The sequence below is a fragment of the Serratia sp. D1N4 genome, assembly GCF_054552755.1.
The window spans coordinates 3,903,613-3,924,970 of sequence record NZ_CM137274.1 but is presented as its reverse complement, the minus strand read 5'-3'; the positions used below and the strand labels follow the sequence as shown (position 1 = coordinate 3,924,970).

The 21,358-nt window shown below is 50.2% G+C and carries 18 protein-coding genes and 2 pseudogenes; 12 read left to right on the top strand and 8 right to left on the bottom strand.

What is annotated here, in order from left to right; translation table 11 throughout:
- Window positions 1-36: 36 nt before the first annotated feature.
- The 4 genes and pseudogenes from ACX1CU_RS17615 to ACX1CU_RS17600 all read left to right on the top strand — a co-directional run.
- Window positions 37-2,643, top strand: a complete 2,607-nt coding sequence (locus ACX1CU_RS17615) for a fimbrial biogenesis usher protein (RefSeq protein WP_459402851.1) — start codon at window positions 37-39, stop codon at window positions 2,641-2,643.
- Between the two features lie 22 nt (window positions 2,644-2,665).
- Complete coding sequence (gene fimH, locus ACX1CU_RS17610) at window positions 2,666-3,682, top strand: type 1 fimbria D-mannose specific adhesin FimH (protein WP_459399542.1); 1,017 nt, start codon at window positions 2,666-2,668, stop codon at window positions 3,680-3,682.
- 19 nt (window positions 3,683-3,701) lie between these two features.
- Entirely contained in the window at window positions 3,702-4,223 is a 522-nt protein-coding gene (sfmF, locus tag ACX1CU_RS17605; RefSeq protein WP_459402850.1) for a fimbria assembly protein, read from the top strand.
- Window positions 4,224-4,272: 49 nt separating this feature from the next.
- Window positions 4,273-4,428, top strand: a pseudogene (locus tag ACX1CU_RS17600) (IS6 family transposase); the annotation flags it as partial.
- Window positions 4,429-4,696: 268 nt separating this feature from the next.
- On the opposite strand, the gene ACX1CU_RS17595 reads toward ACX1CU_RS17600, so the two are convergent.
- A complete protein-coding gene (locus ACX1CU_RS17595) occupies window positions 4,697-4,993 on the bottom strand; it encodes a hypothetical protein (RefSeq protein WP_459399541.1) in 297 nt (98 codons plus the stop codon).
- Window positions 4,993-5,331, bottom strand: coding sequence for a DoxX family protein (locus ACX1CU_RS17590; protein WP_459399540.1), 339 nt, complete (start codon window positions 5,329-5,331; stop codon window positions 4,993-4,995). The genes ACX1CU_RS17595 and ACX1CU_RS17590 overlap by 1 nt, the downstream gene beginning before the upstream one ends.
- A gap of 135 nt (window positions 5,332-5,466) precedes the next feature.
- On the opposite strand from ACX1CU_RS17590, the gene soxR reads away from it, so the two are divergent.
- The 8 genes and pseudogenes from soxR to ACX1CU_RS17550 all read left to right on the top strand — a co-directional run bounded on the left by soxR (window position 5,467) and on the right by ACX1CU_RS17550 (window position 15,357).
- A complete protein-coding gene (gene soxR, locus ACX1CU_RS17585) occupies window positions 5,467-5,928 on the top strand; it encodes a redox-sensitive transcriptional activator SoxR (protein ID WP_459399539.1) in 462 nt (153 codons plus the stop codon).
- A 1,868-nt stretch (window positions 5,929-7,796) separates the two neighbouring features.
- Window positions 7,797-8,528 carry a DUF1120 domain-containing protein gene (locus ACX1CU_RS17580; protein ID WP_459399538.1) on the top strand — a complete coding sequence of 244 codons (732 nt, stop codon included), beginning with the start codon at window positions 7,797-7,799 and terminating at the stop codon, window positions 8,526-8,528.
- Window positions 8,529-8,635: 107 nt separating this feature from the next.
- Window positions 8,636-9,334 carry a fimbria/pilus chaperone family protein gene (locus ACX1CU_RS17575; RefSeq protein ID WP_459399537.1) on the top strand — a complete coding sequence of 233 codons (699 nt, stop codon included), beginning with the start codon at window positions 8,636-8,638 and terminating at the stop codon, window positions 9,332-9,334.
- Between the two features lie 79 nt (window positions 9,335-9,413).
- Window positions 9,414-11,768 (top strand): fimbria/pilus outer membrane usher protein, encoded by a 2,355-nt coding sequence (locus ACX1CU_RS17570; protein WP_459402849.1) that lies wholly within the window; start codon window positions 9,414-9,416, stop codon window positions 11,766-11,768.
- Window positions 11,769-11,780: 12 nt separating this feature from the next.
- Window positions 11,781-12,377: a DUF1120 domain-containing protein gene (locus ACX1CU_RS17565; RefSeq protein WP_459399536.1), complete on the top strand. Its 597-nt coding sequence runs from the start codon at window positions 11,781-11,783 to the stop codon at window positions 12,375-12,377.
- A gap of 52 nt (window positions 12,378-12,429) precedes the next feature.
- A pseudogene (locus tag ACX1CU_RS17560) lies at window positions 12,430-12,969 on the top strand (FAD-dependent oxidoreductase); the annotation flags it as partial.
- Window positions 12,970-13,364: 395 nt separating this feature from the next.
- Window positions 13,365-14,042: a helix-turn-helix transcriptional regulator gene (locus tag ACX1CU_RS17555; protein ID WP_459399535.1), complete on the top strand. Its 678-nt coding sequence runs from the start codon at window positions 13,365-13,367 to the stop codon at window positions 14,040-14,042.
- A 10-nt stretch (window positions 14,043-14,052) separates the two neighbouring features.
- A complete protein-coding gene (locus ACX1CU_RS17550; protein ID WP_459399534.1) occupies window positions 14,053-15,357 on the top strand; it encodes a purine-cytosine permease family protein in 1,305 nt (434 codons plus the stop codon).
- A gap of 66 nt (window positions 15,358-15,423) precedes the next feature.
- Here the strand turns inward: ACX1CU_RS17550 and ACX1CU_RS17545 are convergent, their stop codons facing one another.
- The 6 genes from ACX1CU_RS17545 to ACX1CU_RS17520 form a co-directional block, all read right to left on the bottom strand.
- Window positions 15,424-16,233 (bottom strand): hypothetical protein, encoded by an 810-nt coding sequence (locus tag ACX1CU_RS17545; protein WP_459399533.1) that lies wholly within the window; start codon window positions 16,231-16,233, stop codon window positions 15,424-15,426.
- Between the two features lie 110 nt (window positions 16,234-16,343).
- The gene (locus tag ACX1CU_RS17540) at window positions 16,344-16,865 is read right to left on the bottom strand and encodes a fimbrial protein (RefSeq protein ID WP_459399532.1); all 522 of its coding nucleotides are present in this window, start codon (window positions 16,863-16,865) and stop codon (window positions 16,344-16,346) included.
- 12 nt (window positions 16,866-16,877) lie between these two features.
- Window positions 16,878-17,354: a fimbrial protein gene (locus ACX1CU_RS17535; RefSeq protein WP_459399531.1), complete on the bottom strand. Its 477-nt coding sequence runs from the start codon at window positions 17,352-17,354 to the stop codon at window positions 16,878-16,880.
- Window positions 17,355-17,384: 30 nt separating this feature from the next.
- Window positions 17,385-17,924: a fimbrial protein gene (locus ACX1CU_RS17530; RefSeq protein WP_459399530.1), complete on the bottom strand. Its 540-nt coding sequence runs from the start codon at window positions 17,922-17,924 to the stop codon at window positions 17,385-17,387.
- A gap of 34 nt (window positions 17,925-17,958) precedes the next feature.
- Complete coding sequence (locus ACX1CU_RS17525; protein WP_459399529.1) at window positions 17,959-18,714, bottom strand: fimbria/pilus periplasmic chaperone; 756 nt, start codon at window positions 18,712-18,714, stop codon at window positions 17,959-17,961.
- Between the two features lie 36 nt (window positions 18,715-18,750).
- Window positions 18,751-21,291, bottom strand: a complete 2,541-nt coding sequence (locus ACX1CU_RS17520; protein ID WP_459399528.1) for an outer membrane usher protein — start codon at window positions 21,289-21,291, stop codon at window positions 18,751-18,753.
- Window positions 21,292-21,358: the final 67 nt, after the last annotated feature.

Here is a 21,358-nt window from a genome sequence, read left to right as displayed (position 1 = left end):
AGAGCTCTTTGTCAGCGGAAGATTATAGAGGCAATGATGAAAAGGTCAGTTAGATGTGACATTTTTGAAGCAAAGGGCAAGATGCCCCATTTTAGCTCGTTGGCCGCAGCGCTTATGGCCATTCTTTATTCCGGCATGAGTTCAGCTGAGAGCTATTTCAACACGGGATTTTTATCTGATGACGTGGCTAAAGTCTCAGACCTTTCGCGTTTTGAAAAAGGCACCGACCAGGTCCCTGGCACCTACCGCGTTGATATTATTGTCAACGAGGAACTGGTGGCTACTCAGGATATGAATTTCATTGCCGCCCCCCGTGGAGCGAGTGTCAAGCCTTCGGCAGGCGGGCTCGAACCTTGTATGGATCAGCGTTGGTTGAAACGCATCGGTGTGAATATTGCCGCCCATCCTGACTTGAGCAAACTCAAGCCTGAAGCCTGTGTGGATCTGCTGAAAGAGGTCACCGGTTCAGAAGTCACGTTTGATTTTGCGCGCCAACGCCTGAGCATCAACATACCCCAGGCTGCACTGCTTAACACGGTGCGTGGCTATATTCCACCGGAAGAGTGGGACGAAGGGATCCCGGCCGTCTTGCTGAACTATAACGCTTCCGGCAACCGTGGCTCGAGCGGAGACAGCTATTACCTGAACCTGCAGAGTGGTGCCAATGTGGGCGCCTGGCGTCTGCGTAACAACAGTTCGTGGAGCCACAGCACGGGGGCCGATGGCAATACTTACAACCGCTGGACATCTATCGGTACCTCTGTTCAGCGTGCCATTATTCCGCTGAAAAGCACCTTGGTGATGGGGGACAGTAACACCGACAATAACCTGTTTGACAGCACGGGGTTCCGGGGGGCGCGGCTGTATTCTACCGACAGCATGTACCCGGATGCCTTGCAGGGGTTTGCCCCCACGGTGCGTGGGATTGCCAGAAGTAATGCCAAAATCACCATCCGCCAGAATGGGTTTGTCATCTATCAAAACTTCGTGCCGCCGGGGCCGTTTGTGATTGACGACATGAACGCGCGTATCTCCAGTGGTGACCTTGAAGTGACCGTTGCAGAAAGAGACGGCAACAATCAGGTGTTTACGGTGCCTTACTCTACCGTGCCGATGCTGCTGCGCGAAGGCCGCTTCAAATATGACGTGGTGGTAGGGAAGTTCCGTAGCGGTAATAGCCAACAGTCCGAGCCGGCGTTCTCCCAGGTGACCCTGATTGGCGGGTTGCCGAACGGCTATACCCTGTACGGCGGCGGGCAGATTGCGGAACGCTACGCCTCTGCGGCCATCGGGATCGGCAAAAACCTGGGCAGTTGGGGAGCTATCTCGTTTGATGCCACCCATGCGCACAGCAAGCTGGCGGATGACAGCAACTATGACGGGCAGTCGATACGTTTCCTGTATGCCAAATCTCTCAATGAATACGGTACCAACTTCCGCGTTCTGGGGTATCGCTATTCCACCCAGGGTTTCCACACGCTGAGTGATGTCGCCTATAAGCAACTGGAAGGGTACGATAATCAGCTGGAGATTGACGGTAACTACGGCAAAATTCCGATCGTTGCCACCTATTACAACCTGCGTTACAACAAGAAGCAGAATTTCCAGGCCAACATCACCCAGTCGTTGGGCGAGTATGGTTCTCTGTATATGTCTGGCACCCAGCAGACTTACTGGGGGACCAACCGGACCAACATCCTGTATCAACTCGGGTATTCCAGCGGTTGGCGTGGGATCAATTATGCCCTCGGCTTATCCTGGAACAAAACGCTGGATACCAACGCGAACAACCGCATCATGTCGCTCAACGTGTCGATACCGTTCAGTGTGCTGTTTGGCCGCAGTTATTCGACAGACTCCCTGCTGGACCGGGCCTATGCCACCGTCGCAACCAGCCATGATTCCGATGGGAAAAATACCTGGCGGACCGGTCTGAGCGGTACCTTACTGGAAGGGCGTAACCTGGCTTACAGCGTGACCCAGAACAGCGGCAGCGCGACCGGGGGCAATGCCAACCTCAACTGGCAGGGCACCTACAATACCATTGGCCTCGGTTATAGCTACGGCAGCGGCCAGCACGATCTGAACTGGCAGGTTGCCGGTGGGGTAGTAGGGCATGCCGATGGCGTGACCTTCAGCCAGCCGCTGGGCGATACCAACGTGTTGATCAAAGCCCCTGGCGCTGCTGGCGTGAGAGTGGAAAACCAGACCGGCGTGAAGACCGACTGGCGGGGTTACGCGGTAGTCCCTTATGCCTCCAACTATCGCTATAACCGCATCGCGCTGGACACCAACTCGATGGACGAACACACCGATATGACGGACAACGTTGCCAGCGTGGTGCCTACCGAAGGTGCGCTGGTCCGGGCAACGTTCGACCCGCGTATTGGCGTTCGTGCACTCTTCACCGTGAAACGCGGCAATAACCTGGTGCCTTTTGGCGCGGTGGTGCGTGAGGAAACCAGCGGAACGACCAGTATGGTGGGCGAAGATGGGCAACTCTATATGAGTGGATTGCCGCTGCAAGGCAAGTTGCTGATCTCATGGGGCAAGGATGCAGGCTCGCAATGTAACGCGTCTTACTCGCTGCCTAAAGAAAACCTGAAGCAGGCTGTCATGGCCGTAACCGTTGCCTGTCATTAACCGACAAGCCAGGAAAAGCAGAATGAATATCAACATGTATTTCGCCGGGGCGGTGCTGCTATTAGCAGGCGCCCCGGCCTATGCCAAAGTGTGCGCCCCAGTCGGTGGCGTTAAAGATCTCCCTTATGATTTATCGAATGCTTTTAGCGCATCCAATAATCGGGTCGGTCAGGTTGTCAATTTAACCGGATATAGCGGTCTGGTCGGTGTCAAGGCTATCTGTCCACCGGGCACCACGGGCGAAACCACCATGCGCAGCTATGTCACTGATTTACCCGTAGTGGCAACTATCGATAATTATAAGTACTTGCAGCTTAATGATTACCTGCAAGGCGCAATGCAAATCACCGATCATGGTAACAACGGTGATCAAATGTTCTATCCCCCGACGAATTACTTCCAAATGGGGGAGGACATCCGTGTTCCGGTCAATCAGGTTTTCGATGTTTTGGACGGTGGACTGGTTTTCAGACTGAGGGTCACCAAGCCGTTTATCAATATGGTGGCAATCCCCAGAAAGACGTTATTTACCGTCTATGTGACGACCACCAATGCGGATCCACTGATCACCCCGGTTTATACCATCAGTTACAGCGGCAAGATTAATGTGCCACAAACCTGCGAGCTTAACGTTGGGCAAATAGTGCAGTTTGATTTTGGTGATATCGCCTCGACACTGTTCAGCCAGGCGGGCGCGGGTAATAGCCCGGCAAGGGTCACGCCGCAGACAAAATCTGTGGCGATCAAGTGCACCAACGTTGACGCCCAGGCCTATCTCACCCTGCGGTTGGAAGCCGAAAAAAACGCTGGCGATATCATGGTGTCGGATAACCCCGATCTTGGCTTCAAGGTGTCAGGCGGTACCGGCAGTGGCCCGGTGTTTATCCCCAATGACGCGACCAGCAAGCTCGGTTTCCAACTGGATGATGCAGCCAAAGCCAACGTGACTATCACCGCCGTACCGGTGAGCGTAACGGGCGTCAAGCCTGAGACTGGGCCTTTTACTGCGCGCGGCTACCTGCGTGTGGACTATGACTAAGGATAACGCTATGCAAAGTATGCAAAAACTCGGCCTGCTGGCGCTGGCCGCATACCTGCTGGTGGGGGGCGCACGTGCCGATACCGCGTTGGGTGAGATCAACATACAACTGACCGGTAATATTGTGGACAGAACCTGTATTGCAGCACCGGGTGATGTAGACAAAACCGTCAATATGGGTACCTGGGCGACCAAGCAGATCCGCAATGCGGGGGACACGTCGCGTGAGATCCCGTTTTCCCTGTCACTGATGGGCTGCCCGGGGAGTGGTAAAGCGTCGATCACCTTTTCAGGCACCGCTTCCACCAGTAACCGTGAGCTGCTGGCGCTGAATGGCAGCAGCAGCGCAACCCATATTGCTTTGGAACTGCGTGACAGCAACCGCATCCGGCTGCCGCTCGATCAGGCAAGCCTGGAAATGGCGACCGATGCAAATGGCGATGCCACAATGGTCTTTTATGCCAACTATATCGCTACTGCCAACGATCCACAGCCGGGCATTGCGAATGCGGATGCGACATTTGTTATTAATTATGAGTGACGGAAAACAGCAATAAAGCAGCCTAAGTCTTATGGGTTGTGTCGCATTGATGATGGCAGAACGCGGTATTGTCGTTGACCATTCTACGCTTCACCGTTGGGTTATCCGCCGGATGCCATTGCTGGATAAGGTATTTCACTGACGTAAGCGCACGGTGGTTCGTCGGTGGAGAATGGACGGAACTTATATAAAAATCAAAGGCCAGCAGGAGAAACATCTTGCCGGTGTTTTTTGTAAGGCGTTATCTCTAACAACAATGGCAAAAATAAGTCGTAGAAACCAACAGCGCCAGTATCGTCACTGGCGTTGTTGGCGTTGTTGGCGTTGTTGGCGTTGTTGGCGTTGTTGGCGTTGTGTGATCAGTAACTATATTGCTGGCAGTTTCGGTATATCCAACCTCATTTCAAAGCTATCCACCGCATCATGTCCCGCCTGCCGTCTGGATCTTATTGCCCCATACTGGGAGCCAATACCTATTTTCTCGTGGCAACCCCTGCGACAAAAACACCTAATAAGGCGATAAGTGCGATCCCAAGTGAGACATAACGTGCAGAATCAGCCACCGAGTCTGCTCCTGCCGCCATAAGTGTGCCAGCCAGCGCGGACGTGATCGAAAAGGCGATAAGCTGCGTAGTGGTTATTGCCGCCGCCGCCTTACCGCCTTCGGCTGGATCGAGAGTACTGCTCATTGCAGCCACCCCAAGCAGCGGCCACGCCAGCCCGATCCCTACACCGGCGACTGACAGCGCTGCGACCCAGGCGATAACCATCAGTGGTCCAGCATTTTCTGCCTGTAGTGGGGCTGCGGTAGTGCCCAGAAACGATGGACGATCAGAATCGTCAACACTAAAAATAGAGACAGGGCACCTGCGCCCAGCCACAAGGCTCGATCCAACAGCAGTAACACTGAACCCACCAGCAAGATCAGGATAGTGGCAATGTTGAACAGCCACTCAGGTTGCAGACCTGCGGCACGCATCTCGTTCAAGCCCGTGTCGAAGTCGATGAGTTTGGCCAGTCCGGAGGACAGAAAAACGACTGACAGAAGAAGCCGGGCGACCAGCCACAGCCAGCGGCTGTAAAGTGTATTGTCGATGAAATTACGCATGCACGGTTACTCCTGATGAATGGGGCCAGGCAAATGCTACCTGGCCTCTAGTGCTGTAGGGGAAAGTGCAACAAGGCATTGCAAGCGTTCACTCATTGCAGTATAAAACCCCAAGTTAACTTGAGGTAAAGGGTTATGATTGCCAAACAAACAATTGATTTTTCTCGTGCATTGACGGTTGGCGAAGTCGCACACCGCAGTGGTGTACCGGTCTCCACGATCCATTTTTATGAGTCCAAGGGACTGATCGCCAGCACGCGCAGCGAAGGCAACCAGCGGCGTTTCTCTTCAGTGGTGTTGCGCTACATTGCGATCATCAAGGTGGCGCAGCGTACCGGTATTCCGTTGGAAGAGATCAAAGAAGCATTGGGTCGCTATGCGCCAGGCAACAAACTGACGGCGGCACAGTGGCGGAAACTGTCCTCGTATTGGCGCGAAAGCCTGGATGAGCGCATTAAAAAACTGACACGCTTGCGCGATGAGTTAGACAGTTGTATCGGTTGTGGTTGTCTTTCCCTGGATGATTGTCCACTGCGCAATCCCGGTGATGTCCTGGGCGAGCAGGGGGCGGGGCCGCAAATCCTAGAGCGACCATAGCAAAAGGCGCCGGTGCCGCGCCGTGTCCGCAGTCAGGTGGCCTTAGGCTGTAAGGGCAAAACAGTGAAGTGAAGAAGCGTACAGGTATCCACGACATCAATTTCCTTTCGGCCGCTCGACGAGGCTACGGTAGCTGTCGGTTATTTTCTTAATATCCGCTTGTTTTTCTGCTGCTTTCTTCGAGGCAGTAACCCACTCCTGCTGCTCGCGTTCACGGTTAGCCAGGATGATCTCATTGGCTACCGGCCTGCGTTTATCCTCGTACTGGCATAAGGCAATGGGAATTAGGTGATTATGAATATCACTTTTAATTGAGGGACACAGCCTAGGCCGATTGGAACAACGGTTTCAGATTCGTGCTCTTTTCTTTAAAAGCCTTCAGTCGTTTAACGTCAGGGTCATTTAATGGCTATAGGTGTTCATTAATTATCGATTACAATAAGACTTTATGAAATTATAGTAAAATATACTCTTCCTTACTTAAGTTGACATTAAGCGCTAAAGTATTAGGAATAACCTTGTGTTTTTATTGATGTGCACTGCTTGTAAAAATATACCTTAATATTCAAATGGTTAATTTTATTAATTACCCAATGATAGAGTGATTTTTTATTGCTAAAGAATAATTACTTGATTGTTTTTATACTCTGACTAATTAATGCGCTTAGATGCTAATGAATTGATGTTAATTGGTGATATAATCTAAAATTTATAATTTTCATGGTTTTTTATTCTGTTTTGTGGGTTGGAATAGTGATCTAACACCAGTAAAATAATTAGGAATAACCTTGAAATAAACCCAACAATTCAATCTATATTATTGAATGGTATGACAATTAATGAGTGCGTCCAGTAAAATAGATAGTGATATTGACTCAGCAAAGTCATCGCAGTTACCATTGCCGCAAGTTAACCAGAAATGGCTGCCTAGAGATAATAAGATTTAAATTTACTAAGTCTCTATTGGTTTGAATGAAACAGTCACGGGACAAATTGAATTACCTTGATGTGATGTCATGTTTTTAAAAGGATTTAGATTTGAATAACCGCTTTATTGTGACTGCTGCATTATCACCCAGCGTTGTTGCAACAAGACGTAGTCAGATAGCAGGCTATTTATGATGTCATTTGACAACGTTTCTAATCCAAAAAATTTCAGTTGCCTGCATTAGCCTGGCATGCTGGGACACGCTTTGTCTCTGGCATAAATGTGACTCTGCGGCATTAGATCGGGCGCAGCTAAATGCTAAGGCAATATTGAACATCACTAGCTATAATAATTAATGTGATTTGATATCTGGCTTTTAAGCGTTTATATGGAACATAACAAGAGAGTAGCCAAAGCTTTCATCGAGGGGTTAATAAAGAGTGCGAGTTAATGCTAACAACTGGATGACAGAGATTTCCCAGTGTTTAAATTAACTCATTGCGCTTTAAGTCAGAATAAAATGGCCCTCGATGAGAGAGCAGTAGATGGCATCTAAAAACAACATTAAAGCTAACCCTGTAAAATAAGGTTTGAATAAAATTCACAAATGAATTACTGAAGAAGAGTCAATATCATAGCATTTAAAATGATATAAGCACCCGATAAACATGGCGAATGTACATAGATTACTCAACTTAACCCAGTTGGTTTTAATCGACCGGTACGCGTATGTCGGGGGGTTATAGTTGGATGTTATGGTGCCGGTATCTTAATAAATTCATTTGTGGTGGTTATTTTCCGATCTGGTGTTCATAGAATACGAGGTTGGTGAAATAAACGCCCTTTGGGCCAAAAAGCATTACCAAGGAATATCGAGTTTCATAGGGAAACTCACCGGGAATGCGTTATTTTTTATATTGAAAAGGAAGGACGAAAATAGATGTTGAGTAAAATGCAGAAAAACGTTTTTGCGCTGGCTGTGCTGGCTACCACTTCATTGCCAGTCATGGCAGCAGAAAGTGTTGATATTAAAGTTATCGGTACTATCAGCCCGGTAGCCTGTTCTCCTAGCCTGAGCGGTGGTGGCGTAGTGGATTACGGCACGATTAAAACCAACACCCTGAGTGCTGATTCATATACCGCACTGGAAGAAAAGCAAATCGATTTTGCTATTACCTGTGATGGTCCGGCAAAAGTTGCCATCAAAGCGATTAATGGCCGCCCAGGTACATTGCCAACAGCATTAACCGAAAACGCAGGCATTGGAAATGCATCACCAACCGGCATTATGTTCTTTAACGCGGGCAGTGCTAACTTAGGTATTGTAGGCTTGGGTCTGGATGGTGGAGCCGCAGCTGATAAAAACCGCATCGGTGGTTATTCTACCAGAATCGATCCAACTACTGCGTTAGTTGATGGCGAAGCCGTAGATGGGATTTCTGCACAGGAGAGCACCATGGCTTGGGGTAAGGCATCGACTGGCGCTATGTATAATAGCACCTCCCAACGTGTTATTAGCTGGGCTGAGCCGGGTTCATTGACACCAAAAGCCTTTACTACTATGAGCGCTAAGCTGGGCGTTCAGGCGTTTATTAATAAAACCTCTGAGCTTGATCTCACCCACGAAATTACGCTCGATGGTTTGACTACCCTTGAATTAGTCTATTTGTAATTTAATTTTTTTTCGGGCCTTAATGGCCCGACTTTTGAATTGGAAAATCAAATCGAGTTTATATTTAACAAGACGTTCTGCCATATTTAACTAAAGAAAACTTACACATGAAATTCTCTTCTCTCTTTCAGGTGGGAGCTTTGGCATTATCGCTGGTTGCTACCTGTTCGTCCGCGACTGGCGTATTACCTGATACCACCGTGGTTATTGTTGAACAAGATAATGGCGAAGTGGCAGTTAACGTCAAGAACACGGATGCTTTTCCCGTTCTGCTTCTGACCACTATCGAAAATATTAAAGATGATACTGACGCTTTGCTGACTGTCACACCGCCAGCGGTTCGCGTTGAGCCGGGTAAGTCTCAGCGGGTCCGGTTTATTCTGAGCAATCCTGAGCCATTAAAAACTGAACGGCTGAAGCGCGTTATTTTTGAAGGTGTGCCACCACAGCAAAAAGGTAAAAATGTGGTGCGTACCACTATACGCCAGAATCTGCCAGTGATTATCCGTCCTGCTGGGCTGGCAAAAGATTACGCTCCATGGAAGCACCTGATCTGGAAGCAAAACGGTCACTCAATGGTGGTGAGTAACCCCTCACCTTATATCGTTCGTTTGAGCCAGGCGATACAAACTTTGCCAGACAATACTCCGTGGACATTACCTAATTCGTATATTTTACCGGGCCAAACGCTAACGTTGACACCGGATAACAATAAAAAGGTTGGAGCAGCCAAACAAGTGCGTATTTCCCCAGCAACTACTTGGGGATTCACCGTTGATACCTATGACGCCACACTAAATAATTAAGAGAAATGCCGTGCTTTTTACCACGCAACTGAATCCCAAAGGGGCTGTAAAATTATTATCTATGCTGACTGCGTCATTCATGGCGTTACCTGCGTTGGCTGATAACGAACAAGAATATGGTGGTGATACTGAATTTGATATTCAAGCCATGCAGGCGCGTGGCGTTGACACCAAACTGGCCGACTGGTTTAGCCAGGCTCCTCGTTTTATGCCCGGTGAGACCTCTGTGGTTTTGACTGTCAATGGCAGTGCGCGTGGTAAAGTTAAAGCGCGTTTTGATGAGAGTGGTAAGATTTGCGCCGACGCCGACTTTCAAAAAAAGGCCGGTTTAATATCACCTCCGGGTTTCTCTGAAAAAACCGCCTGTTTTGACCTGAAGTCTGCCTGGCCACAAACCGAGCTTAATCTTGATCCGGGAGAAGGTCGGGTTGACTTGGTCGTACCCGGGCAGGCCGTTTCAGCCTCGGGCACAGAAAGTGGTAACTGGCAGCATGGCGGCTTTGCCGGCATGTTTAACTACGACGGGCAATATATGGATTCATCGGGTCCATCGGGCGGCGTAAACTTTACACAACTTGGCACCGAGGCGGGGTTTAATTTCAGCGATTGGATTGTGCGCAGCCGCCAGACTTTTTCACGCTTTAACGACGAGAATTTGCTAAGGCATCAAGCTGCCTATGCCCAGCGCAGCTTTGCAGGCATAAAAAAAGTGCTTCAAGCCGGTCAGATAAGCCTGTCTAACTCGCTGTTTGGTACCGGTCAGGTGCTCGGTTTTCAGATGTTTCCGGAAGCGGCTCTGGTCGGCGATCGCGGTGGTGCAGGATTAGTAGAAGGCACGGCAGATACTCAGTCAGTGGTCGAAATCCGCCAATCTGGCGTGCTGATGTATAGCACCATCGTCCCTGCGGGCCCCTTTCGCCTTCAAGGTTTTTCACTGTTGAATACCCGAAGCGACCTGGAAGTGGTGATGACGGGAAGCAACGGTGAAACCCGGCAGTTCACTGTGCCAGCGGCGTCATTATTACTGAACGGAAATGCGGTTGCTCCAGGGTTGTCATTGGGTGCAGGTAAGCTTGATCAACAGAGCAGCAGTGAGTCGCCGATATTAGGCACGCTTGCCAACGGTTGGTTACTTACCCCCAGAACGACACTCAATGCCGGTATTCTAGGCTCTGAACCTTACCGGGCCGGAGCACTGGGAGTTGATAACCAGCCCTTTGATGCAACATTGCTCACCGTGCAGGCAACGGTGGCTCAAAATCAGAAGCACGGTAACAACGGTGTTTCAACTACGGCCAGCGTTAACCAGAGTCTGAGTGAGCGTCTGGCGGTGAATATCAATGCCAGCTATCAAACATCGGGCTATAGCGAACTGAGTGATGCTTTACAGGACGATGAATTGGATTATCAGTATCGTACTCGCAGCCAGTACGGCACCGGTGTCAGTTGGGCGGTAGAAAACGTGGGTAACCTCTCGCTATCTTGGGCGCGCACATCTTCATTTAATGGCAACAACACGGACTATCTGCGTAGTAGCTGGAGCCGGCAGTTTGGCCGCACGTTTGTCAGTGCCAGCGCAGAACGCAATACCAATAACCGGAATAACGAGGCTGAAAATCGGCTGTATCTGACGATGAATATCCCCTTCGATGGCAGAAGCGTTAGCAGCTACGTTAATAGCACCGATCGTGGTACTCGTGCCGGTGTACGTTACAGCGATCGAACCAGCCAGGATCGTGGGTGGAGTATCGCCAGTGAACGTGATTTCCGCAATGAGCGTTTCTCGAATACCGGTAGCATTGACAGATTGACATCCATCAGCCAACTCAGTGGTAGCGTCAGCCACGACTCTGACAATTCCACCACCTGGTCAGCCCGGGCTTCTGGGGGCGTGGTGGTACATAATGGGGGTATTACACTTTCGCCATATCCTATCCAAGATACCTTTGGTATTGCCAAGGTTGGTGAGGAAGCTGGTGTTCAATTAGATACACCAGCCGGCCCGACGTGGACAGACAGAAAGGGTTATGCGGTACTGCCATCACTCAGCAGCTATAAGCGTTCAACGATTCAGGTGAAAACCACTAGCTTAAGGAAAGACGTGGATATCGATAATGCCTTGCAAGAAACTGAAGCTGCACGTGGCTCGGTCAGCCATGTCAATTTTGATGTGGTACGTACACGTCGAGTATTAGTTGATGCGGCTGATGCGCAAGGAAAAGCGTTATCACAAGGTTCCAGTGTTTTCGATAGTAAAGGTAAATTCGTTACCGTGGTCGGAAACCATGGCCGTGTGTTTGTGCCTGATGCCGCAACCAATATGGTCCTTGAGGTCCAGTCTTCCGGTAAAACTATCTGTAGCCTGACGCTTATTCTGCCAGAGAAGGCCGATGCAGGTGAACTGTATGAGACAGCGTCAGCCGTCTGTAAATAACAGGATATTACGATGAGAATATTACCGACTACCGTGTTATTCGCTTTGGCTTTCAGCCCTTTAGCCGGGGCGAATACGCCTTTCAGCAGTGGTTTTGCCGACAGCCCATCGGATATGATGCCAGATTCCCGCTGCAATCTGTCGCTGGGAGCGCCCGTGATTGACTATGGTAATCAAACTCGCTGGCAGCTAAATGAGTCATCCAGTGGCAGAAATCATGTGACACCGGGGAAACGCACGATAATGGTTAACGTCGTTTGCCCGTACACCCAGGCCATACGCTTGACGCTGCGTGGTGCTCAAGCAGCCAATGGTGACTTACGTTACGGCGAGCAGGGCAGCGTGCGTATTCATCTGTCAGATGCACAATTAGATGGCCAGAGTGTGTCTGTCGCCCATATTACACCGAGCGGGGTTCTCTCAGGCTCACAGTCCAGCCTGCAATTAAAGCCAGATCAAAGTTTTGCCGCCACTGTAAACGGGCAACTGACTAAAGGTAAAACCTTGACTGTGCGGTTAGATATTGAACCTGAGCTGCAAACAAAAGATGCGCAAGTCTCCTCTCTTCAGGTCAATGAATCTAATCTGAGGTTGGAATTGATGCGCTGATAGTAAGGCCGAAGGCTCTGTCGCATTAGTGACATGGCCTAAATAGCTGTTTAGCCGGGGGGCTGTCGTTGGTGATGATTACGTGGTGGCGGCAGGCAACGGCAGCGGCCCGTTGCTTTCCGCAACCGGAGTTCGCGTGCCGCTATGTGCCCTTAAAGGTTACAGTTTGACGCTTCCCTATCCCAAACAACCCGGAATTGCGCCTGACGTTAGCGTCACTGACTATGGTCATAAGGTGGTTTACGCCCGGCTCGGCGACCAGCTACGCATCGCGGCGATGGTCGATATCGGCTATGACGGCGATGAGTTGCGCCCTGAACGCATTCTGGCATTGAAAAAGATCGTCGCCAGCAGCTTCCCTGAATTACAAGGGGTCGATGATGAAGAAGCCTGGGCTGGCATGCGGCCTTCCACCCCTGCGGGGCCCCCGCAACTGGGGCGAACGGGTTATCAAAATCTGTGGATGAACCTTGGCCAGGGGAGCTTGGGTTTTACGCTGGCCGCCGGTAGCGCTGTGGTGATGGGGGCTTTGCTCGCGGGTGAAAATCCCGCAATTTCTTTAGAAGGCCTTACGTGGACACAATCAGTATGAAGATCATACGCGATGGCCTGCCGCCTCGCGTTTCTGACCGCGTTGGGCAGTAACGTGTCAAAAATTTATTCATCAGAATTTTAGGTGTAAATAATCCCGCCTGGAGTGGCGGGATTTTGATTTTTTACTTTTGGGATATAACGAGTAGAGAATTACGTTTTTTTGAAAAAAACGTGTTGTCATAATGTTGTGATTATAATTATATTATTTCGGATTTTGATTGCTGTGTCTTTGACTAACAAATTATTTCCCTAGTGTCAGCCAATTCCCGATTCTACTTGAGAAATTATGTTTGTATATACGTATTTATTACGTATAGGCATCCAATCATTCCAGCTTGAAAGTTTAAAAAAGCTAATATATGATGCCAAAGAAGTCACAAGGAGGGATGGCCTGTGTTCTATCATATTAAAAAAAGCCTGGAAGAGCTAATACCCTATCTAGAGATGTCGAGCATCCCGTGGGGGATTAAAGACGTAGACTCTGTCAACGTTTACATGAATGACGCCGCGATCAAGTATGCAAACATCCCCAAAGGGTACGACATCATAGGCAGGCTCGACGAAGAGGTTCCCGTTGATTGGAGCGAGTTGGCCGATGCGTACACAACGCAGGACATCATGGTCATTCAAAAGAAAATGCATGTGCCTGTCATAGAAACCAGTTACTGGTATGGTCATTCTTATCTTTCCCCCTATATCGGTGACAAATATCCCATCTTTCTTGGGGACAAAGTGGTAGGGACGCTCTGGTCTTCGCGGCCATTCAAATTACTGACCCCGATGAATTATTTCAAAAATGAAAAATCCCGGTTTGTAAGTTCATTAGCGCCCACGGACTCCTTTTCCCCCACTGAACTTAAAGTTATCTTCTTTTTGATTCAACGATACTCAGCCAAAGAAATATCCAGAACGTTAAATATTAATGTGAGAACGGTTGAGCGGCATATTTATACTATATATCGCAAAGCAAAAGTATCAAGTCTGCATCAATTCATTGAGTACGCCTTGGTCATTGGGCTGGATTGCTATATACCCGAAGATTTTATTGTGAAAGGCATTAAGTTCATTTAAGGATAAAATTGTGTCTGAAGGTAGAGACGAATTCGCTTTAAAACGTGTTCCACACAATAAGCGGTTGCCTTTCATTGGTGTCGCTCTGGTCCATGCGGGCATGTTGACCGCGCTGGATCAGTTCATGCTCGGTGCGGCATTAGGGCATGGCATGTCAATTCTGGATGCTTATACCGCGATTCTGATCGCCAGTATAGTATGCGGCGTTTTGACCTATGGAATGGGCGTGGCAGGTATGCAAGAGGGTATGTCATGCAGCTTGCTGGCGAGATGGTGCGGTTTTGGCCGTATTGGTTCCGCGCTGATCGGTATCGTCATTGCCGTCAGTTTAATGGGTTGGTTTGGCATTCAAACGGCAATATTTGGCAAATCACTGGATTTTGCTCTGGGAGGGCATTTGGGGTTTAAGGCTTCCGCCGCCATCGCAGGCATTATATTGACTATTCTGGTGGCCATCGGGTTCAAAGCCCTGCGGTTTATCGCCAAGTTTGCCATCCCTCTCTTTATCGCAGCCATTTGTTATATTTCATTTCTCACTATTTCAGGCCATGATTTTTCGGCGTTAATACTAACCAAGCCAAGCGGTGAGGTTATCAGCATCAGTACAGCCATCACGATTATTATTGGCTCCTATACTCTGGCGGCTTTGACAACACCGGATATCACGCGCTATCTCAGTAATAAAAAGCAAGTGTTGGGCGTGTCGCTCATCACCATCATTGCTGGTGAGTTTATCGTTAACGGATTAGCAATTGCGCTTGCCAGGGCCATCGGTTCTTCTGATGTGGTCACCATCATGTCTACCGCAGCAGGCGGGGTCGGCTTATTGATTGTGATTTTCTCAACGCTGCGTGTTAACGATCTCAACCTTTATTCTTCCTCCCTTGGCTTGGCAAATGCGGTTGAATGCCTTTTTGGCATTAGGCTCAACTATATTGTCACCACATTGGCTATTGGTGTTATTGGCACCACATTGTCAATTCTGGGTATTCTAGACCAATTCATCGGCTTCCTAGAGTTGATGGGGATCTTGTTCCCACCGATTGTGGGTATTATGCTCGTTGAATTCTATTTCATACGCACGCACAAAAAAGCGTTGGACGATTCTCGTGCCACGGGAGAATTACCTAGCCTTGAAAACATGCCTAATATCGTCTGGCCAGGTATTATCGGGTGCGTATTCGGGGGCTTTATCGGGTTTGTTATCGAAGCGGGCGTTCCGGCTATCAACTCTTTAGTGGCTGCCAGTCTTTTTTATTATGTGGTCACCGTGCTTTCATACCGGTATCGGCCAATGGTGAGGCAATCCGACTGATAGGCTGGCAACGCAAATAGTCAGCTATTACAAAAAATTACAGGCCAGTTTTTAACTGGCCTGTAATTAGGGGATTTCCAAACGAAGTGTGGTTGAACCAGAGATGTTATTGCCTGGAGTGCTGTAGTTATTCAGTATTGATAACGTGCTGCGGAGCTCAAATGTTGTCGAACCGGCGGCCACGTTGATTTGGGCTGAACCTAAAGTATTGTTGATCGTCAGCATAGTACGCAGTGTGCCCCCCGCATCGGTAGCAAGAGTCATCCAGCCACTATTGAGCAGCGTCAATTTCACCGTACCACTTCCGCTCCCCGTGCAGGTGATGTTGCCGTCGATCGCTTTTACTGCATTACCGGTGATATTCTTGGCGTCGGCAATAGGCACATCGCCGTGGCGAATAATAAAGTCAGAGGCCGAGCCGAAGCTACAGCTCAATGGTTGAACGAGCGGGGGCAGGGTACAGGTCAACGGATATTCATCTGAGATCCCGTAATCCCGATAGATCACCGTAGGGCAGACCCCTTCCCTGATCAACCCAAGCGGCACTTGCAGCGTAACCACGTCAGCCAACCATTGGCTGCTATATTGATAGCCATTCCAGGTACATTGCGCATATGCGGCAGGCCCAGGGTAACCATAGCCTGGATAACCAATATCCCAGGATCCGCCGGGATTCGTTGGGGAACCCACGCCAGTGCACATTACTGGCAGCATGGTACTGACTGAGTAGGTAAAAGTCATAAAACCATTAGCAGCCTTCGCACTAACAAACTTCAATGCCCATGGCGTGGCTTGTGAGCCAGAAGAAAATATCAGCGCAAAGGTGATGAGTAAGCGCAGTATTATTGTATTTCTTGCGGATAAAAATCTGTTCATCGTGACATCCGTCAATCATAAAAATTGTTAATGGCCAGAAAATAGAATGTGTTAGACATCCTCCAAATTATTGGCGCTAAAAGATGATGGTCATTTTCTGTAATAGCCTGTTAGAAATATTCCAGGGTAAACGTCGCTATGGCGCTGAAGGCACTGCGTACAATGGTCTTATTGATGAGGGCATTCGGTTCACCCTGTATGTAGGCCTTCAGCTTGAGCGTGTTATCACCCGCCAGCAACGGATAATCCTCCGTGTTGCCCAGCGGCACTGCCTGGCCGGAGGGGGTCTCCAGCCCGATGGCGATGCCGCGGTTAGCTCCGCCGTTGACCGCCAACAATGTCGGTAATGCCGTATTGTGTAACCCTTCAAACGTGACTTTCACCCTATTAGTATGAGTAAGATCGCAATTCTTCAGGCGCAGCTCAAACAACGTGCCGGGCGTCCGTTGGTTGGCATAAATGTATTGTTCAAATACGGTGCCCATATCGACCAGGATCTTATCGTTCTCCAATGTGCAGGCGGGCTCAATTAACTCACCCATAAAGGTCATATCGGCCGCAATTACCGAATGGTTGCAGATGAGAATACCTGCAAGCAGCAAGGCTGGTTGGCTAATAGAGTATCTCATCATCGCCTCTCTCTTTTATGGATAATCAACAGTCATGGTTGCCGACGCGGAGAAAGGCTGAGCCGTCAATGCACTTCCTGTACGTTTTACCGGTACTGCATACAGGTCAGGTTTCAGTGCCGGGTTAAACGTCCAGGCGGTATTTAAGGTAATGGGAGCACTCCCTACCAGCAATTGAATACCTAAATCAGTGACTGAGGTCTGGATGGTTCCTGCCGACGTAAACGATGATGCGGCCCCCGAGATTTTCAACGAGAGCGGGACCGTCGCTGTACAGGTCAGGGTATAATCCACCAGTTTCTTTTTATACACGCCATCAATCTGAGTGATGACGACTTTGTCAAAAGGGACGGTAATCGCCGCACCGCTGTTTATCGTACAAGGGGGACTCACCAATTCCCCGCTAAACGACATGGCAGCGTCAACCGCCTGTGCGGAATGGCTGAACACGCCTGAAAAAAATAACGCTAGCACCGCTTGATATTGCTTCATAAAAATAACGCTCCTGTATCGATAATTGTTCTAGGGATATTCCACTCTCATGGTGGCCGAAGCTGAATAAAAACTGGCTGCATTTAACACCGCTCCCGCGCGTTTTACCGGTACGGCAAATAACGCAGGAGGGCTGACGGAGTTAAAGGCGATGGCCTCATTAAAAACCACCGGCGTACCGTTTTCTTTCAACAGTTGAATACCTAAATCTTGTGAATTTATCCCGCCCGTCACCAAGGTTCCCGCTCCATACCAGGTCGCAGCAGCGTTGGTGAGAATAGTCATCTTCAAATTGGTCGCGGTGCTGCATGTCAACGTATAAGGGATCAGCGTCTTGCGATAATTACCGTTAACCTGAGTCGTGACGATCTGGCCCAGATTCAGCGGATTAACCCGGCTTACATCAATCGTACAGGGCACCCCTGCCAGGATGTTGAGCGTGACCGTCACCGTACGGTTGTCCACTGCCTGTAGCGGGAACGCGAGCAGGCAGCTTAATAAACCCAGCGTTCGGCCTGCGATGAGCATTATGTTGCCCGATCCTGGCCGCCAAACGGACTTCCGTTGCATCGTCTCTCCTTGCCGATGAGGCTCATCAGCGCTGTTACTGACCACGCGTCTCCGGCACGACCAGGCAGGAGCTGGAAATACAATTGAACGCCAGCGCCGGACGGCCGCCATAATCATTGACGTAGGTCAGTACCGGGCTATTGCCCAGAGTATTGGCATTGATATTCAGGTTTCCGCTGCTTTTTGGCGCAACCATCAGCGGTTCAAAACCTTTAATGCTCTCCGCGCCTTTTCTGCTGCCCGCGTCTACGATCGTCACGTAGTAAGGGGTCGGGTTATTCACCTGATATTTGTCCCCCATTCTGGTCAGCGTCACTTTCTCTTGCCACGGATTGGCAAGCTCCGTGGCCGTCTGCACGATGCTTTTAGGGCGATAAAACAGTTTGATACGCGTTTGCAGCGCGATCTGTAGCGTATTGCCCCCATCGCTGCGGGGGGGTATTTCACGCAGATTGAAGTAAAAGACCGACTCCCGATCCTGCGGCAGTTGAGCAATTGCCGGCAGTGCCTGGATCTTGATCTGGCTTTTCGCTCCCGGCTCTATACGTTGTACCGGTGGCAAAACCGCCAGTGGGCTGCTGATCTTGTTGCCTTGGGCATCCTCAATCCAACCCTGTGCCAGATAAGGCAACTGCTTATTGTCATTGCCGACGCTCAGGCTGATGGATTTGTCTGTGCCGTTAAAAATCACCCGCGTCCGATCGAGTGCTATTGCCGCCTGTGCTGGCTGAATACCGAGCGCGCCAAGCAGCAGGCCAACGGTAAATGGGGTACTCGCATTCATTTTCATCACGTTTCTCATTGTTAAGCTTATTAAATAACCCGATCAGCCCGCTTTGCTGGTGGTTAACCGCTGGCAGGGTAATAGCAGCTCTGCCATTCTGTTGGCTGGCAACTTCTTCGGTAGTGAAAGCACGCACTGTTTGCTGCCGCTCCAATGGGCGGTCATTGTTTCCCCTTCGGTGATCCCACTCAGATAAACGTTGCCCTCATCACTGATCATGCCAACGGTTTTCTCTCTCTGATTCACCACCGTGGCCCCAAAGGGCGGGGTTGACCCATCGGCCAAACGAATCACGGCCATCACTTTTTCACCGGACACCACGTCAAAGCGGCGGTAGCCAATCGCGCCTTCGGTCAGCGTGGCTTGCACCACTGAACTGACGGCTTCGGCGTTATCCGGCAGTTGGTTCAGGTCAATACTGACGCTGTCTCGGTAGTAACTGTTGATGTCCGCCACCACCGCTTTACCAAAGCGATTACTCCAGGTGGCCGTGGTGTTATTACCCTGGATGGGGATCCCGGCAACGCCATCGGTATCCAGCAGCAGGCGCGATCCGCCCAGCGAGCTGACGCGGTGCAGCGCGGCGCCTTCCTGGGTTAGGGTGGCACCTCCTCTCAGCGACATCCCCAGCGCGGTGTAACTGTTGCGTGCATAACTGGCGCTGAGGTTGACCAATGCGCTATCCCCGTTATGGTTATAGAATCCGGCCAACTTCAGCCCGTCACGATCCGCGCCGGTTGTGATCTGATAATTGTCATCACCGTTAATCCGGTCGGCATAGCTCACGCGCTGGTCGTTATTTTGCCGGGTAAACATGCTGCTATAACCGAGGGAGCCCCGATCTCCCCATGGGATAGAAAGCGACAGATACGCGCCGTCATCATTGATCTTGTTGTATTGATGGCGATAAGCATTAAGCGACAGGCTCAGGTTCTTGAAACGACCAAGGTTGAAATAGCGCGCCAGAGACAGGCTATAGCGATCGTTATCCGCGCGATCCCAATAAGTGCGGTGCTCATAATTCAGATAGGCGCTTACCCCTGATTCGCGAAACTGTTTGGTCAGGGAGACGGTGTACATCTCTTTACTGTTCTGAGAACGCACACCGCCGTTATTACGCATGTCCAGAAACTCAGCCATGCTCATGAAGTTTTTCTCGGAAAAGCGGTAGCCGGCAAATTCCACTTCGCTGTCGTAATCATCGAAGCGTTTCGAGTAGCTGAGGCGGTATGAGCCACCGGACAGCGTTTTTTCCGGGTCTTCCACGCGTACGCGCGACTGGGTCACATCAAACGCCAGTGCGCCGAGTATCATCAGGTCACGCCCCAGGCCAAGAGCCAGGGTGTTGTACTGTTCCCCCATAATTGCGCCGCCGTAGAGCGACCAACCGTTACTGACGCCCCAGGAGAACTCGCCAGCGGTAAAAGTCGGATCGCTGGTGTGGCGGTTGATATCAGACGGGCGCCCGGCAACCAGCTTGTAACGCACCGTTCCTGCCCGGGTCAGATAGGGGATATTGGCGGTGCTGATGCTGAAAGACTGCACGCTGCCGTCTTGTTCTTCCACACGCACATCCAACTGACCGGAGACTGCGCTATTGATATCCTGAATACGGAATGGGCCAGCGGCCACCAAGGTTTCATACAGCACCCGCCCTTGCTGGCTGATAACCACCTTGGCATTGGTGCGGGCAATACCTCTGACTTCCGGGGCATAGCCGCGTAAGTTTGGTGGCAGCATCCGGTCGTCGGTCGCCAGGCTGATCCCGGTAAAGCGGAAGCTGTCAAAAAGGCTGGAATCCAGAAACTGTTCGCCCAGCATCAAGCGCGCTTTCAAACGCAGGATCGCCCGGTAGGCGTATAAACGCTCCCAGTCCCAGCTTCTTTGCGTTGGTTGCTCGCGACCGGTCTGGTGCTGGAGTTGGCTTTGCCAACCGGCTCGCAGCCGCCACGACCCTTGGTTGACGCCCAGAATACCGTTGCCGCTGAGATCCTGATTCTGGTTACCCGGCTGTTGGCGTTGCTGCTGAACCTGTGCGTTAAGGTTGTAATCCAGCAAGATGCCGGGGATGCCGTTATCCCAGCGTGAAGAGGGCTCCCAATTTGCTGCAACATATTCCAGGTAGGCCTGAGGAATGCTGATAGACAGAGTGGAAGTGGCCAAATCACCGTGGGCTTCCATCCCTTCAAGGCTGTTAACCTGTAGGCACTGCCCCTGATGCCACCAGCCAAGGTGCGTTTGTGCCTGGGGCTTGAGCCCCAGTTGCTCAACCAGCGCCGGGGAAATACAGGCTTCACTGCCTTTCGGGTCATTCTCCGGTGGATAAAACAGAATGGTTTGTTCCGGTAAAGCCTGGTTGTTAATTTTTACCGCCATGCTGTATTCGCCCGGCATGATGTAGCCGCCACGGGAAAACTGTTGCAGATCGATATTGGTGCTGTCTTTTAAATCCAGTACGTCAGTATTGAATTGAATCTCTTCGGCATTCAGCCGATGGCTTTCTCCCCATAATACGAGGACGATTAATCCCCCCAGCAGTCGAGGGCGAAATAGGCGTAAAAACAGATATGGGGAGATCATCATCCGTTGACCTTGAGTTATATTAATCAATCATCCCGGTGGCCATATAATCGAAAACGCTGCGGTTATT

Coding starts and splice junctions, on each gene's coding strand:
- ACX1CU_RS17615 (WP_459402851.1), top strand. CDS start 37: ATGAAAAGGTCAGTTAGATGTGACATTTTTGAAGCAAAGGGCAAGATG.
- fimH (WP_459399542.1), top strand. CDS start 2,666: ATGAATATCAACATGTATTTCGCCGGGGCGGTGCTGCTATTAGCAGGC.
- sfmF (WP_459402850.1), top strand. CDS start 3,702: ATGCAAAAACTCGGCCTGCTGGCGCTGGCCGCATACCTGCTGGTGGGG.
- ACX1CU_RS17595 (WP_459399541.1), bottom strand. CDS start 4,993: ATGGTTATCGCCTGGGTCGCAGCGCTGTCAGTCGCCGGTGTAGGGATC.
- ACX1CU_RS17590 (WP_459399540.1), bottom strand. CDS start 5,331: ATGCGTAATTTCATCGACAATACACTTTACAGCCGCTGGCTGTGGCTG.
- soxR (WP_459399539.1), top strand. CDS start 5,467: ATGATTGCCAAACAAACAATTGATTTTTCTCGTGCATTGACGGTTGGC.
- ACX1CU_RS17580 (WP_459399538.1), top strand. CDS start 7,797: ATGTTGAGTAAAATGCAGAAAAACGTTTTTGCGCTGGCTGTGCTGGCT.
- ACX1CU_RS17575 (WP_459399537.1), top strand. CDS start 8,636: ATGAAATTCTCTTCTCTCTTTCAGGTGGGAGCTTTGGCATTATCGCTG.
- ACX1CU_RS17570 (WP_459402849.1), top strand. CDS start 9,414: ATGGCGTTACCTGCGTTGGCTGATAACGAACAAGAATATGGTGGTGAT.
- ACX1CU_RS17565 (WP_459399536.1), top strand. CDS start 11,781: ATGAGAATATTACCGACTACCGTGTTATTCGCTTTGGCTTTCAGCCCT.
- ACX1CU_RS17545 (WP_459399533.1), bottom strand. CDS start 16,233: ATGAACAGATTTTTATCCGCAAGAAATACAATAATACTGCGCTTACTC.
- ACX1CU_RS17540 (WP_459399532.1), bottom strand. CDS start 16,865: ATGATGAGATACTCTATTAGCCAACCAGCCTTGCTGCTTGCAGGTATT.
- ACX1CU_RS17535 (WP_459399531.1), bottom strand. CDS start 17,354: ATGAAGCAATATCAAGCGGTGCTAGCGTTATTTTTTTCAGGCGTGTTC.
- ACX1CU_RS17530 (WP_459399530.1), bottom strand. CDS start 17,924: ATGCAACGGAAGTCCGTTTGGCGGCCAGGATCGGGCAACATAATGCTC.
- ACX1CU_RS17525 (WP_459399529.1), bottom strand. CDS start 18,714: ATGAAAATGAATGCGAGTACCCCATTTACCGTTGGCCTGCTGCTTGGC.
- ACX1CU_RS17520 (WP_459399528.1), bottom strand. CDS start 21,291: ATGATGATCTCCCCATATCTGTTTTTACGCCTATTTCGCCCTCGACTG.